At 44.8% G+C, this 13,950-nt stretch carries 11 protein-coding genes; 8 read left to right on the top strand and 3 right to left on the bottom strand.

The annotated features are described in order from the left end of the window. The first annotated feature begins 289 nt into the window (after positions 1–289). Entirely contained in the window at positions 290–1,423 is a 1,134-nt protein-coding gene (locus tag MC7420_RS18620) for a ferrochelatase (RefSeq protein ID WP_006102246.1), read from the top strand. Positions 1,424–1,491: 68 nt separating this feature from the next. Here MC7420_RS18620 and MC7420_RS18615 read toward each other — a convergent pair whose 3' ends face one another. Continuing rightward, positions 1,492–2,013, bottom strand: coding sequence for a hypothetical protein (locus tag MC7420_RS18615; RefSeq protein WP_006102126.1), 522 nt, complete (start codon positions 2,011–2,013; stop codon positions 1,492–1,494). 59 nt (positions 2,014–2,072) lie between these two features. On the opposite strand from MC7420_RS18615, the gene MC7420_RS18610 reads away from it, so the two are divergent. From MC7420_RS18610 to MC7420_RS18595, 4 genes are all read left to right on the top strand, one after another. Further along, entirely contained in the window at positions 2,073–2,627 is a 555-nt protein-coding gene (locus MC7420_RS18610; protein ID WP_006102348.1) for an ATP-binding protein, read from the top strand. A gap of 18 nt (positions 2,628–2,645) precedes the next feature. Next, positions 2,646–3,977: a GTPase family protein gene (locus MC7420_RS18605; RefSeq protein WP_006102161.1), complete on the top strand. Its 1,332-nt coding sequence runs from the start codon at positions 2,646–2,648 to the stop codon at positions 3,975–3,977. Positions 3,978–4,426: 449 nt separating this feature from the next. After that, a complete protein-coding gene (locus MC7420_RS18600) occupies positions 4,427–4,837 on the top strand; it encodes a hypothetical protein (protein WP_044208142.1) in 411 nt (136 codons plus the stop codon). Next, positions 4,830–5,270, top strand: a complete 441-nt coding sequence (locus MC7420_RS18595) for an HNH endonuclease (RefSeq protein ID WP_006102333.1) — start codon at positions 4,830–4,832, stop codon at positions 5,268–5,270. Before MC7420_RS18600 ends, MC7420_RS18595 begins: the two co-directional genes overlap by 8 nt. 451 nt (positions 5,271–5,721) lie before the next feature. On the opposite strand, the gene MC7420_RS18590 is transcribed toward MC7420_RS18595, so the two are convergent. Continuing rightward, positions 5,722–10,248 carry an nSTAND1 domain-containing NTPase gene (locus tag MC7420_RS18590; RefSeq protein ID WP_006102203.1) on the bottom strand — a complete coding sequence of 1,509 codons (4,527 nt, stop codon included), beginning with the start codon at positions 10,246–10,248 and terminating at the stop codon, positions 5,722–5,724. 69 nt (positions 10,249–10,317) lie between these two features. On the opposite strand from MC7420_RS18590, the gene MC7420_RS18585 reads away from it, so the two are divergent. Then, positions 10,318–10,533 (top strand): hypothetical protein, encoded by a 216-nt coding sequence (locus MC7420_RS18585; RefSeq protein ID WP_006102179.1) that lies wholly within the window; start codon positions 10,318–10,320, stop codon positions 10,531–10,533. Here MC7420_RS18585 and MC7420_RS39955 read toward each other — a convergent pair. Beyond that, positions 10,511–10,690, bottom strand: a complete 180-nt coding sequence (locus tag MC7420_RS39955; RefSeq protein ID WP_157453222.1) for a hypothetical protein — start codon at positions 10,688–10,690, stop codon at positions 10,511–10,513. The two genes, MC7420_RS18585 and MC7420_RS39955, sit on opposite strands and share 23 nt — an antisense overlap. 312 nt (positions 10,691–11,002) lie before the next feature. Here MC7420_RS39955 and MC7420_RS18580 point away from each other — a divergent pair, with 312 nt between their 5' ends. Next, positions 11,003–11,821 (top strand): pentapeptide repeat-containing protein, encoded by an 819-nt coding sequence (locus MC7420_RS18580; protein WP_006102237.1) that lies wholly within the window; start codon positions 11,003–11,005, stop codon positions 11,819–11,821. 544 nt (positions 11,822–12,365) lie between these two features. Continuing rightward, on the top strand, positions 12,366–13,950 hold a 1,585-nt coding region (locus MC7420_RS18575; protein ID WP_044208140.1), incomplete at its 3' end, for an ABC transporter ATP-binding protein.

Genomic DNA, 13,950 nt, shown 5'->3' with positions numbered 1-13,950 from the left:
TTGAGTCGCGATGCGGATAGAAAGCAAGTAAAGCCCCCCCGCGATCAGCACAGCAAAGATTAGTAGCAGGACTCTCACCCAGGTCTTTTGATGCCAATTTTTCGGCTCTGGCTCATGCATTAGTTTTTTGCCACCCCTGATTGGCGTATTGCTTCAAATAAACTAATTGTAGCGAGACAGGTGAATCATCCCCCCACAGGGGATGCTACCCTAAGGGTAACTGGCGAGTCTCAATTCCTAACCTCGGAAGAGACCCAGTGAATGTTCCATCAATTGATAGGATAGTCTTGTGGTTGCCACTCCTGAAAAAGTCCAATCAATACCCACATCTAACCCAGAAGGCGGCGATCGCGTTGCCGTTTTACTCATGGGTTACGGGGAAGTCGAAAGTTACGAAGATTTTGCCAACTATAACGAGCAAGCCTTAAACTTATTAACCGCTAAGTTTGCGCCTGTACCCACCTGGGTGTATCCCCCCTTAGCCAAACTGTTAGCCGTTTTTGATTTCCATGAGTGGGGACATCAGCACAACAATTTCATCTCCCCCCACAACCAAATTTTTGAGCAGCAACGAGCCGGAATTGAACAACACCTGCAAGAAAAATGGGGCGATCGCGTCCAAGTCTTTAAGGCGTTTAACTTCTGCGCTCCGTTTTTACCGGAACAAGTGCTGGAGCAGATTAAAGCCCAAGGCTTTGATAAACTGCTAATTTATCCCCTCCTCGTCGTTGATTCTATCTTCACCAGTGGCATTGCCGTCGAACAGGTGAATAATGCCTTAGTCAAGTTGACGGAGGGCGATGAACATTGGCTCAAAGGACAACGGTATATCCCGTCGTTTTACAACGAACCCGCCTACATTGACTTGATGGCGCAGATGGTAGAGGAAAAAATTGCGGCTGATTTAGCCTCTGCTTACTTACCCTCTCAAATTGGCATTGTTCTGATGAACCATGGTTGTCCCCATGAGGCAAAGGGATTTACCTCCGGCATCATGGAAAGTGAGGCATTGTATGAACGGGTACGGGAAAAGCTAATTTATAAGTATCCTTTAATTTCAGTGGGTTGGCTGAATCACCAAACCCCTCTGATTAAGTGGACACAACCCAATACTGAGTTAGCCGCGCAGAATCTGATTGATTTAGGGGCAAAAGCGATCGTATTTATGCCGATTGGCTTTGCCACAGAAAATCATGAAACCTTGCTGGATGTTCATCACATTATTCACGCTTTAGAGCATCGTAACTCTGATGTGACCTATGTACAGATGCCTTGTGTCAATGATCATCCTGACTTTTTAGCCATGGTGGCAGATTGGGCAAATCCTCAGATTGAAGCGCTTTTAGCCGAAACTGCGATCGCGGTTAATCCGGAATCAGCTTCCAGTCATCATCATCACCATCATCATCACCACGATCACTAAACCTAAGATCCCCGACTTCTTGAAGAAGTCGGGGATCTGATTAAGAGTCGGGGATCTGATTAAGAGAGTTAGCCTTCCTTAACCTCCCATCGAAACAACCGGGGAAGCTGGGCTAAATCTAGGAGATAGTTACCCGTCCAAAGAACAATTTCTACAATTAACAGAGTCCTTACCCACATCAATTCGCTATCAGAATTCAGGATAGTCAGTCCTTCATATAATTGCCAGAGGCGATAAGGCAGATATAAGTAAGGAACCATTACCCAAACAACCGATTGAAACTGTTTTAATGTGATTATCTCCGATAAAATTTGTAATCCTAGCATCAAAAAATAGGAGGCAAGTACAATTAACACCGTAGAATGGTTCCACCAGACGCCCCAGAGAAGCATAACGACTAGGGGAACCAAGACTCCGATAACCTGAACTGTGCCAAACCAAATTTTAAACCATCCGGGCAAGGGTTCAGGAATAGTGAACGGTTTAGCCTTCCGCCACGCCCAGCCGACAATTGCAGTAAATCCAGTGGCAACAATAAAGAAACCGAGGTTCTCTAAAACTAGGTATAAATTTGTATTGACAGAAGTCATATAATTGTGTTCTGTAATCGGTTAATTGTCAGGTAAATCGCGTTTGAAACAATTTATTGATGATCTGTCATTTTCTCATAGGTTCTCCCAGTTCTGGTAAGTCTACTCTAGCTGCCAAATTAACTCAACTCGAACCTAAAGCGGTGATTGTGTCCACAGACGCGATCCGGGCGCAGTTATTTGGGGATGAGAACATCCAAGGGGATTGGTCATTGATTGAGGCGCAAGTGTTACAGCAAATTCATCGATCCATTGCCGATGGAAACCCGGTGATTTACGATGCAACCAATGCCAAACCCGAATGGCGGCGATCGCTTTTGCCCAAGATATCCGGTGAAACCGTGCGCTGGCTAGCCTGGTATCTTACCACTCCCCTGGAAACCTGCAAAGTTTGGAACCGACAGCGCCAGCGCCAAGTTCCTGATCAGGTGATTGAGGATTTTTATCGCGCATTACGAGATCATCCGCCTCAAACCAACGAGGGATTTTTAGCGGTAAATTCGGTCAATCTAGTGGATACAGAATCGGATATCTGGCAAATGTTCAACCAATCAATCGGTAGAGACGCGCCATGGCGCGTCTCTACTTGTAATCTTAAAGATAGGCAGGATTGAAGGGATTCATCGATTAGGATGACTGACGAACATAAGGCTGACGTACCATCGGCTGATTCTCAGCAGGTGCAAAAACCAACGGAAGGGACACCCTCAGAGTCGGTTGATAACTCCTGGACGAACCGCATGGCTGGACTCTGGACTACAGCCAGCGATCGCTTGCAGAAACTCCTTCCCACCGAACAAGTTACACAAACGGTGATTGACTGGTTTAGTGTTAATGAGGCGCAAGTCGCTGAGATTTTGGCGTCGGTACGCAAAGAACTCCCCACAACCCAAGCGCTGCTGATTGGCAAGCCTCAATCAGGGAAAAGTTCCATTGTGCGGGGATTGACTGGGGTTTCAGCGGAGATTGTGGGTCAGGGATTTCGTCCCCATACGCAATATACTGAGCGTTATGCTTATCCGTCGAATGACCTACCGTTGCTGATTTTTACCGATACTGTGGGTTTGGGTGATGTTAACCAAGAAACGCCGATAATTATTCAGGAATTGGCAGGTGAATTGGAACAGGATACTCATCGTGCCAGAATCCTGATTTTGACGGTGAAAATTAATGACTTTGCCACGGATACGCTGCGACAGGTGGCTGAACAGTTACAAGAGAAATATCCAGAGATTCCCTGTTTGCTGGCTGTAACTTGTTTACATGAACTTTATCCGGCTGATGTCGTTGATCATCCTGCTTATCCGCCAGACTATGAAGAGTTGAATCGCGCCTTTGAGGGGATTCAGCAGGCTTTTAAGGGACTTTATAATCGGGCGGTTATGATTGATTTTACCCTAGAAGAAGATGAATATAATCCTGTATTTTATGGCTTAGAGGCACTCAGCGACGCCTTAGCCGAGTTGTTACCGGAAGCCGAATCCAGGGCGATTTCTCAATTATTGGAAGAAAAAGACGCGGGTCAGCAACTGGGGAATCTCTATCGGGATGTCGGGCGACGTTATATTTTAGCCTTTTCGATTATGGCAGCAACCTTGGCGGCAGTACCGTTACCTTTTGCCACAATGCCCGTTCTAACGGCGCTGCAAGTCTCGCTGGTTGGGTTGTTGGGGAAATTATATGGACAAACGCTGACGCCTTCTCAAGCTGGGGGAGTTGTGAGTGCGATCGCGGGGGGTTTTGTGGCGCAGGCGGTGGGACGAGAATTAATCAAATTTTTACCGGGTTTAGGGAGTGCGATCGCGGCGTCTTGGGCGGCGGCTTATACCTGGGCGTTGGGTGAGGGGGCTTGTGTTTATTTTGGGGATTTAATGGGCGGGAAAAAACCCGATCCTCAGAAAATTCAATCGGTGATGCAAGAAGCATTTCAGTCGGCTAAAGAACGATTTAAGGGTATAAAGTAAACCTGAAAAACAGCCTGGAGTTCAAACTCCGGGCTAATAGCCCAAGTCCATTAAAATGGACTAAAATTTTTATCCAGTCGTCTTCAACTTTAGCTTTCAGCCTTGGGTTTAAACTCAAGGCGGTTGGTGAGACTGTGGTCAAAGTATAGCAACCGCCATAGCGGTTAAGCTGTCATGCATTTAAATTGGGTATTAGTAGCGAGCAAGATGCAAAGCCTGCGGCATGGCTTCGCTTAACGCACTACAAAGATTGCGCCATTATTGATATTAAGGTTTAAATGCCGAACAGCTTAGGACACATCATTTATGTAGAGACGTTGCAGGCAACGTCTCTACAATGGTGCCGAAAGTCCTAATCGATGTGTCTACTGCTATAATTGCCAGCCGTGCTAATCCAACATTCATTCTCGCAGGTAAGATAAGGAAACATATTGATCAAGGGTATTCAGATGGCAACCATCACACTTGAGCTTACGCCAGAACTCGAACAACAGTTACGGGATGAGGCTGCCCAACAAGGTCTTGATCCCAATCATTACATTGTAAATGCTCTGAAAGAACACTTGCGACCCGTTCAGTGTACTGCTTCCCGCCTGTCAAAGGCTGAAGCTGACTTATTGCAAAACATTAATTTGGGTTTACCACCACAAAGATGGGAACAGTATCATGCCCTGCTGGCTAAACGCCGTGCTGAAATCTTAACACCTGAGGAACAGGCAACATTAATTGAGATCTCCGACCAAATTGAACAAGCCAATGCTTGTCGAATTCAGTATTTAATTGAACTGGCAAGTTTGCGAAACACCTCATTGGAGACACTCATGCAGGAATTAGGCATTAAAGCCCCTGCCTATGTCTGAGCCAAAGTTAACAGCGAAACAGAAGGAAGCTATTGCTCGTCGTGCTGATGGATGTTGCGAGTACTGTCGCAGTCAGGCTCGTTTTTCACCCGATCCCTTTTCTATCGAACATATTACACCTCGTTCAAAAGGTGGAACCGATGAGAATGACAATCTAGCTTTGGCTTGCCAAGGATGCAACAACCGTAAGTACACGCATATTGAAGCACGCGATCCTGTGAGTGGAAATTTAGTATCTTTGTATCACCCTCGCCGCCAGAGGTGGGCAGACCAGTTTAGCTGGAATGAAGACTTTACAATAGTGATTGGTTTGACTCCAACTGGACGTCCAACTGTGGAGCGGTTGCAGCTTAATCGTGAGGGCGTGGTGAATTTGCGGCGAGTGCTACGCACAATTGGTCAGCATCCTCCAATAGATTCTGATCAGGTTTAATACTTTTCTAAGGCTGCCAGCAGCAGATGCCTCTCTGGAATTTATGGTGATAATTTTTCCTCCGTTTTTTGTTGCTTTACCAATTTTTTAACTAGACTTTTGTTGACCGAAAATATCGCCGCTAATTGTCTAATTGAGCTTTTTTATATTAAATGAGCTTTGACTATTTTTTCTAGCTAGAGCTACTGAATATACTTTCATTGGCTATCCGATTAAGGGTATAAAGTAGACCCGGAAACCAGCCTGGAGTTCAAACTCCAGGCTAATAGCCCAAGTCCATTAAAATGGACTAAAATTCTTATCCAGTCGTCTTAGACTTTAGTTTCATACTAAATCCGGGTGTCCCTACCCCGGTTATAACCCAGTCCGCGTAGGCGGCCTACCCTTCGGGAAGGCTTTGCCTATGTTTGTGTAGCAGCGATTTCAATCGCCGTGGCAAAAAGAGGGTAACTTAACGACTTTTCTCAATACCCTCACAGAGTTTGCGATCGCTCTCACTCACATTTGGGTTAGTCTTGAGATAGTCTCGCAGCCAATTACAACCGCGTACCAGTAAATTTTCTAGCGACTCCAACTTCCATAGTTTTACCGTATGGTCATGACTAGCAGAAGCAATCATCTCTCCATCTGGACTGAAGCTAGCACTTGCGACTCCTCCACTATGTCCTTGAAATGTTTGTATGAGAGTGCCATCTATTCTCCAAAGTTTCACTGTACCGTCAAAGCTAGCGGAGATAATCATTTGCCCATCTGGACTAAAGCTAACACTGTAAACCGACTCATTTTGTCTCGTGAATGTTCGTTCTAATGAACCATCTAAACGCCATAATTTTACTGTGCAGTCATAGCTAGCTGAGGCAATTAGCTGCCCATCTGGACTGAAGCTGACACAAAAGACTGAACTGTTATGACCATGGAATGTTCGTTCTAAAAAGCCATCAATACGCCACAGTTTTACCGTATTGTCACAGCTAGCCGAGGCAATCATTTGTCCATCTGGACTGAAGCTAACACTATTAACTCCGCTCCTATGTCCTTCCATTGTGTGCAATAGAGTACCATTGAGAGTCCAAAGTTTCACTGTGTAGTCACGGCTAGCCGAGGTAATCACTTGTCCATCAGGACTAAAGCTAATACTATTGACTCCACCGCTATGTCCCTTTAGAGTTTGCAATAGAGTACCATCAATTCTCCAAAGTTTTATTGTATAATCTTCGCTAGCCGAAGCAATTATTTGCCCATCCGGACTGAAGCTAACACTGAAAACTAAACGGCGATAGCTATTGTCAGTTGAATTAGTTGACTCTAACCTAGGGCTAGGTTCTGAGTTATTGGGGCAGTTTCCTACTAATGAACCATCAATACTCCAAAGTTTCACAGTTTTATCAAGACTGGCGGAAGCAATTATCCGTCCATCGGGACTAAAACTAACACTTGTCACGACATTACTATGTCCCTGAAATGTTTGCTCTAGAGTGCCATCTATCTTCCAAAGTTTCAATGTACCGTCTCCACCTCCAGAGACAATCATTTGTCCATCCGGACTGAAGCTAATGGTTTGAACTCCCTTCTGATGTCCCGGAAATTTTTGTTTTAGAGTGCCATCAGTTTTCCATAGCTTGATACTTGGATCATTGCTACCAGCCGAAGCAATCATTTGTCCATTTGGACTAAATATAACACTTTTGACACCACTGGGATGCGCTGGAAATGTTTGCACTAGAGTACCATCAACTCTCCACAGTTTTACTGTACCATCAAGGCTAGCGGAGACAATCATTTGACCATCTGGACTGAAGTTGACACTATAAACTAAACCATTATGCCCCTCCAAGCGATTGTATTCTTGCATTTGTTGGATGGTTTGATATAAGCGACTCAATGTCAAAGCTTGTTTCTCTGATGACACCAAATCGGCTATCCCTTGTAACTTTTTACCCGCTTTGACAAGAGCCAATAAAGTTCCTAGCTGATCATGAGATGACCAGAGTAGCTGAGATAAGGAATTTAATGCTTCATATTCTGCTAGTTTTGCCCTTTGTCGTTCCTCCTGTTCTTTGTGTAATGCCGTTTCTTTCTCTTTTAGTGCTTGCCTTAATTGAGCTTCGGTTAACTTCTGCTTCTCCCTGGCTTCTGCCAATTCCACCAACAATCCTAGTTGTTGCTGCTGACGAATAAATGCGGCTAAATAATCATGAACTAATTGATAGCGATCCGCCGGAATCTCTGGTAATAGAAACACTAATCCCGATTCAACAAAAATCTTGAGTGCCAAATCTAATTTACTCGCGTTTGCCGTTAACTCATCAACTAACTCCTTTAAATCCCGTTCTAATTCAGCGCGAGTCTTTAGCGGACGAGTTCCCTTTTCATCCGTCAGTAAATACAGCGCCAATTCCGCTGCTTGTCGATTCTCAATACCACAATCCTCAATCACAGCTTCGACATAGTGCTTGACTAATTCCTCCTTCGTTCCTACCTCTCGATAGTCAGCCAAAGTTTTAATATTTTCCGCTTGCAGTTGCGCCCCGACAATCTGTAATTCAATGGGTAATATTTCCCCCGTTTGACCTGCTAAATCTTTGACCAATTCATCAATTAAGGCAGGTTCTAGGTAAAAGCGCGATCGCGTGGTTAAATCTTCTATAATTGATCGGGCATCGGCGGGTGAAAAATTCCCTAATCCATACAGTACATTCTTGCCTAAAATATCATGACCAATGACACTCATGCTATCGAGGCGATTACACTCTAGTAGATAATGCAGGTAATCCTCCCGCAGCGATAGAATTACTTTAACTGATAAAATATTCAGACAGTCTCCTAAAAAGTCCCAAAATGGTCGCCGTTGCGCTAAATTGGGATAAACAAAGAAGAATTCTTCAAACTGGTCAAAAATTAGCACTGTCCTGATATTGTGCTGTTCATTTTTCCGTAACTGTTCCAGGATTTTGGCGTAAGGCGGGGTTTGTGGCGAGGTTGGTGTTTTTCTGGAAAAGTTATTGTCTACATCCTGAGAAGGTGAGGGCGGGTTTTGTTTAGAGGTTTGTGGTTTTCTGGAAAGGTTATCTCCTAAACCCGCCCCTACAGAAGAATCGGGCGGGTTTTGTTTAGAGATTTGTGGTTTTCTAGAAACGCTATCGTCTAAACCCGCCCCTATAGGATTATTTGTCGTTTTTTCCTCCTCTAACTCATCCGTTACGAAATCCGTTACCAACTGCTTGTTCAATTCCTCTACCCAATTGGTATAAACTCGGATTAAAAGAGGCAAATTATTTTGAATACCAATAACTCTGTGTTTTAAGGCTGGTATTAATCCCGCATTTACGAGGGAACTTTTGCCCACGCCTGATAATCCATGAATTACGATTAGCTTACAGTCATTCCGTCCAATCCGCTCTAATAACCGCTCTAAATCCCGCTGTCGCCCTGATGCGATAATTTCCGGCGCAACTGTTTCTTGATTATCGGTTTTGGCTGACGCTTCTTGTCGGTGTGGTTGTAGTCTTCCCGCACCAATAAAGGCGCAAATACTATATTGTTGTTCAATAGAACGCCGCAGTTGCTTTGTGGCAAATGCTGCTAAATAATGCTTTTCTTCAAAATAAAGGTCGCGCAATTCTACGAGAATTCGGATATATACTAAAGGATGTCCTCGATCGCCTAAATCTCTGGCTTGCACCAAATGCGCGATCGCGTCTTGTTTATTGCCCAATTGTCGTTCCGCTTGGGCTAAAAATAGCAAGTTTAATCCCTGAAACCATCGATTCTGTTCCGGGAGTTGGGCTAAAATATCCTCGGCTTGTTGTGCGGCTTTGCGACTATCTTCCCAACGCTGTTGCTGTAAGGCGACTTCGGCTAAAAAACTATAATCTTGGGCTAATCTACTGGTACTGCTATACCGTTGATGCAAGGATAACGCCTTTTGTGCCACTTGTTCTAATTCATCCCATGATTGCATCCGTTGCAAGACTCGTTCAAGTTGGGTAATGGATTTTGCCACTAAATCGGGGCGGTTTTCTTGTTCAAAAATGTCCAAAGTTTGCTGTAAAGCAATCTTGGCGGGTTGCCAATTGGGTTCGCCGTGTTTTGTTCGATCAACGGCGTAATAGTGGTAGAGTCCAATGTGAAATAATACTAACCCGACTTTTAATTGAGGGTTAATCGTTTCTCCGGGTTCTTCAATAAGGGTTGGTTGATTTAGATTATCGGTTTGAGGCGAAGGGTTATCGGTAAAACCCGCCCCTACATGGGTTTGTTGTTGCCAAAATTCTAAACTTTTCTGTAAATAATCTAAGGCTTCTGGACTATCACCCGCATTTATTCCGCGCAGAAATGCTAAATCTGCGGCAAACTGGGGGGTTAACTCTAGTTCCCGCTGAGATAACTCTTTTAAGGCTACCTCGAATTCTGAACGAGTTAAGCAACCTAGGTCTAAAACGTTGGCTAACTTATATAAAGATTGAGGGGAATTTACAGCTAAGGCTTTGGTAAATAGAGATGTGACAGCCTGCTGGAGAGCATTAACTAACTCATCCGTTGGTATTGCAAAGGCGGTTGTTGTTGCCCAACTCTCGAAATCTGGCGCAACTCTCAGCAGTCGAATATAAACCCGATCATTCATCCATAGGATGAAAGGAAAGGGGAAATTCTTGCGAAACTCTTCCCGCACCTGATTCATCGCCGCGAACATGTCATCCACATTGTCTAAAGCGGCAAAGCCAGATACCATAAGGGCAGAAGGTATCTCCTGTCCTAGTTGCGATCGCACGGTGCTAAATAGGGTTTTGTCGTCTGGCTTCAGGTGAATAAGTCGGATGTCGAAGGTGCATTCATCTTGCAGTTGCTGGATCAGGCGTTGTTGCAAATACCCATAGTTACAACGCGCCAACATCAGGCAAAACTGTCCCTGACAAGCTTCCATCGCCCAGGCTAATTCATCTAAAGACTCCTGATTGGCTAGAGTAAAATCGTTCAAGTCTTCACTCCTACATCATGTATTTATTGTAGTGAGTTCATTGGTTCTGGCAATGGGGGAAATTTAACGGTGAATGCTTCCCAAGATGTACAACTGATTGGAACCTCCGATAATACTCGGCATCCCAATGGCTTGTTCACGACAAGTACAGGGAATGGCATGGCGGGAAACTTGACAATTGAAACGGGAGCCTTACAGATTCGCGATCGGGCGCAAGTGAGTGTGGACAGTTTTGGCTTAGGGGAGGCGGGGAACTTGATGATTATCGCCGACTCCACCCCATGAAATCCTCAATGCCCATGCCATTTGGGAAGATTGGCGTATTGACGCCGAGGCTGAAGCCACTGATCCGATAGAATCGGATCGGGTCAGCCGTGATAACCAACGCCCAACCGATAACGAACCCAAAAGAATTGTCGAAGCGCAAGGCTGGTATAGACATGCCAATGGCACGATAATTCTCACCGCCGAACCCAAGACTGTAACGCCATAGGAACTGGGTTGAGTTCGGTCAACTGTCACTAATTTTGAGGTTAATATAAGCACGCATTGAGTATATTGTCCATATACCTAAGATTACAAATTGTGACTTTAGAAAAATGCTACAATCTTTACTGATTAAGGCTTTCCGCTAATTTCCTAGTCCACCTATGAGCTGTGCCACGCCACTAGATTTACCTAAGTTTGGCGTAGCGCATTCACTCGGATCTGTTCTCCAACCTCGTGCTAACGGCTCAACAGGCGCTAAACGGCAATGTCATCTAACAATTTAGACCACTACTACAGAATACTGGGACTAGAACCCGGAGCCTCCCTAGAAGACGTGAACCAAGCCTATAAAGACTTGGCATTTATTTGGCACCCGGATCGTGTCCCCGAGGATAATCAGCGCTTGCGTCAGAAAGCTGAAGCCAAACTCAAGGAAATTAACCAAGCGCGAGACGAACTGCGATCGCAAAAACCCAAAACCCCCAAACCCTCATCCCCACCGCCGCCCAAACCTGCTTCCAATACCTATTATTACCGTGCGCGATCGCCCCGACGAGAACCCACTCAATCGCGGCGTTACTATCAATCCAGAGAACCGCAGCAACCGCCCTCCTCCTCCAGGAACTACTACCAACCCAGAGAACCGCAGCAACCGCCTTCCTCATCCAGGAACTACTACCAACCCAGAGAACCTAAGCAATCCCAGCGCCCGCGATCGCAGCCTGATCTCAGTGGCGCTAATTTTCAGGGGGTTGATCTGAAAGAAAAAGACCTATCTGGACGTAATCTTAGTAATGCCAATCTCAGTCAAGCTAACCTGACGGATGCTTTTTTACATAAGGTGAATCTCAGTGGCGCGAATTTAGAAGGAGCAAATCTGTTTCGCGCTAACTTATTTCAAGCCTGTTTAGTTCAGGCAAATTTACGGAATGCGAATTTAATTGGTGCAGATTTAAGTGGTGCGGATTTGAGTGGTGCGGATTTGCGGGGCGCTAAAGTGGGAACAGGCGACCGATTGTTGGTTAAATTAACGGGAGCTATTTTATCGGGAGCTATTTTACCCGATGGCAGAATTCATGAGTAATCAGACTGAAGAATATAATCCTTCAGCCGCAATGATCTCGATTGGAAAAATCAACTCCTCATTATCTCCAAATTCCCCCTCAATCATAAGCGTTTGTAGTCAGTGTCTGACTTTAAGGCGAAGACAGCGCCACGACGAACTCCTCCAGAATCTGCCCAGATAGGTTAACCTGTATGCTAGAAGACGGTTCCCCGTACCCACACCTTGAACAGTTAACAATCCTCTGACTGTCAATGTTCGGGTTTTGTCAATCCTTTATCAGGAATGAGTATGAAGTTATCTGAATAGTTTAATTTAGAATGATATATTGGACGTATTTTCAGCCGCATTTTCCGGCGTATCTATCGGGAGAACGATTTCCAATTGTGGAAACAGAATCCTATTATAGAAAAAGCCTTGGTGACGAAAATTTAGAATTTTACTGGGCGAAGCGTTCGCGGCGAAAATTTAGCCGTAGAACCGAAAAATATGGGTGCGAAGGTTCCTTCGCCCCTACGAATGTATGAATTTATGACTGTATGACTTTTACAAACCAGGGTTTACTATGACTAAGGCATCATCACCAACATCTAGAGGCGTTAACCGACGCGGGGAAACGGATTGGCGACTTTTCCGGAGATTGGTTCCTTACGCGCTGACTAAAAAACGCTTACTGATCACAGCGATTATTTTACTCATTCCCGTATCCATTCTAGGTGCGATTCAACCCTTAATTATTGGTCAAGCGGTTTCCTTGATTCGTCAAGAAGAAACGTGGTGGTTTCTGGATAATCGTTCTTTATCCGAAGGCATCAATATCCTGGCGACTCTGTTATTACTGAGTATCATTATCCGATTATCCTGTAGCATTTTCCAGAAATTCCTGGAAGAAAAATTAGGTCAGCAAATTACCGCCGGGATTCGCAATGATTTATTTGACCATATTACCTCCCTGGCGGTGCGATTTTTTGACCGAACTCCGGTGGGAAAACTGATTACCCGGATCACCAGTGATGTGGAAGCATTAGGATTAGTCTTTTCCAGTGGTGCCATTGGCATTCTCAATGACATTTTCTCAATGCTGGTTATTGCCATTTTCATGTTTTCCCTACAATGGCAACTGGCGCTAATTTTGATATTAATGTTATTTCCAGTTACCGGGTTAATTGTCTACTTCCAGCGGCAATATCGGAAAGCGAATTATACAGCTAGGGAAGAACTATCCACACTCAACTCAATGTTGCAAGAAAATATCGCTGGGATTAATATTGTCCAACTATTTCGCCGGGAACAAGTGAATGCTGAGATGTTTCGGGCGGTGAACCAGCGCTATGTCGCGGAAGTTGATAAAACCATTTTTCACGATTCTGCTGTATCTGCCACATTAGAGTGGATTTCTTTGGTTGCGATCGCGGCGGTATTATGGTTAGGAGGCTGGTTAATTCTGCGAGATAATCTCAGTTTTGGTGTCTTATCTGCTTTTATTCTTTATGCCCAGCGTTTATTTAATCCTTTGCGTCAGTTTGCGGACAAGTTTACCATGTTCCAAGCTGGATTCACGGCACTTGAACGGGTGAGTGATATTATGCATGAGCCGATTGAAATTCGTGATCCAGAGTTATCTCATGCGGCGTTAATTTCAGAACAGCAGAGGACAAATGGTAAGAGAGAAATAGCGGCGCATCGAGGTGAAATTCGCTTTGAACATGTCTGGTTTGCTTATAAAGATGATGACTATGTTCTCAAGGATTTAAACTTTACCATTCGCCCCGGAGAAAAAGTGGCGTTAGTGGGTCCTACGGGTGCGGGAAAGAGTTCGATTATTCGCTTGCTGTGTCGCCTCTATGAAGCGACAAAGGGACGCATTTTAGTGGATGGGATTGATATTCGGGATTTGCCCCAAGCTGAATTACGGCGTCAGATGGCGGTTATTTTGCAAGAGGGGTTTTTGTTTGCTGGGGATGTTAAAAGTAATATTACCTTGGGCGAAGACTACTCGATTGAAGAAGTTAAAGCGGCGGCGGAAGCCACAAATGTGGCACAATTTATTGAACAACTTCCTCAAGGTTACGATACTCAACTTCGGGAGAGGGGAACCAACCTTTCTGGGGGTCAAAAGCAGTTATTAGCATTTGCGCGGGCGGCAATTC

The organism is Coleofasciculus chthonoplastes PCC 7420 (assembly GCF_000155555.1).
GTDB classification, from domain to species: domain Bacteria; phylum Cyanobacteriota; class Cyanobacteriia; order Cyanobacteriales; family Coleofasciculaceae; genus Coleofasciculus; species Coleofasciculus chthonoplastes_A.
The sequence above is the reverse complement of the archived record's forward strand: the minus strand, read 5'-3'. Positions and strand labels throughout refer to the sequence as shown.

Excerpts from the sequence above, each read along its gene's own strand:
- MC7420_RS18615 (WP_006102126.1), bottom strand. The coding sequence starts at position 2,013 with ATGACTTCTGTCAATACAAATTTATACCTAGTTTTAGAGAACCTCGGT.
- MC7420_RS18610 (WP_006102348.1), top strand. The coding sequence starts at position 2,073 with ATGATCTGTCATTTTCTCATAGGTTCTCCCAGTTCTGGTAAGTCTACT.
- MC7420_RS18605 (WP_006102161.1), top strand. The coding sequence starts at position 2,646 with ATGACTGACGAACATAAGGCTGACGTACCATCGGCTGATTCTCAGCAG.
- MC7420_RS18600 (WP_044208142.1), top strand. The coding sequence starts at position 4,427 with ATGGCAACCATCACACTTGAGCTTACGCCAGAACTCGAACAACAGTTA.
- MC7420_RS18595 (WP_006102333.1), top strand. The coding sequence starts at position 4,830 with ATGTCTGAGCCAAAGTTAACAGCGAAACAGAAGGAAGCTATTGCTCGT.
- MC7420_RS39955 (WP_157453222.1), bottom strand. The coding sequence starts at position 10,690 with ATGTCTATACCAGCCTTGCGCTTCGACAATTCTTTTGGGTTCGTTATC.
- MC7420_RS18580 (WP_006102237.1), top strand. The coding sequence starts at position 11,003 with ATGTCATCTAACAATTTAGACCACTACTACAGAATACTGGGACTAGAA.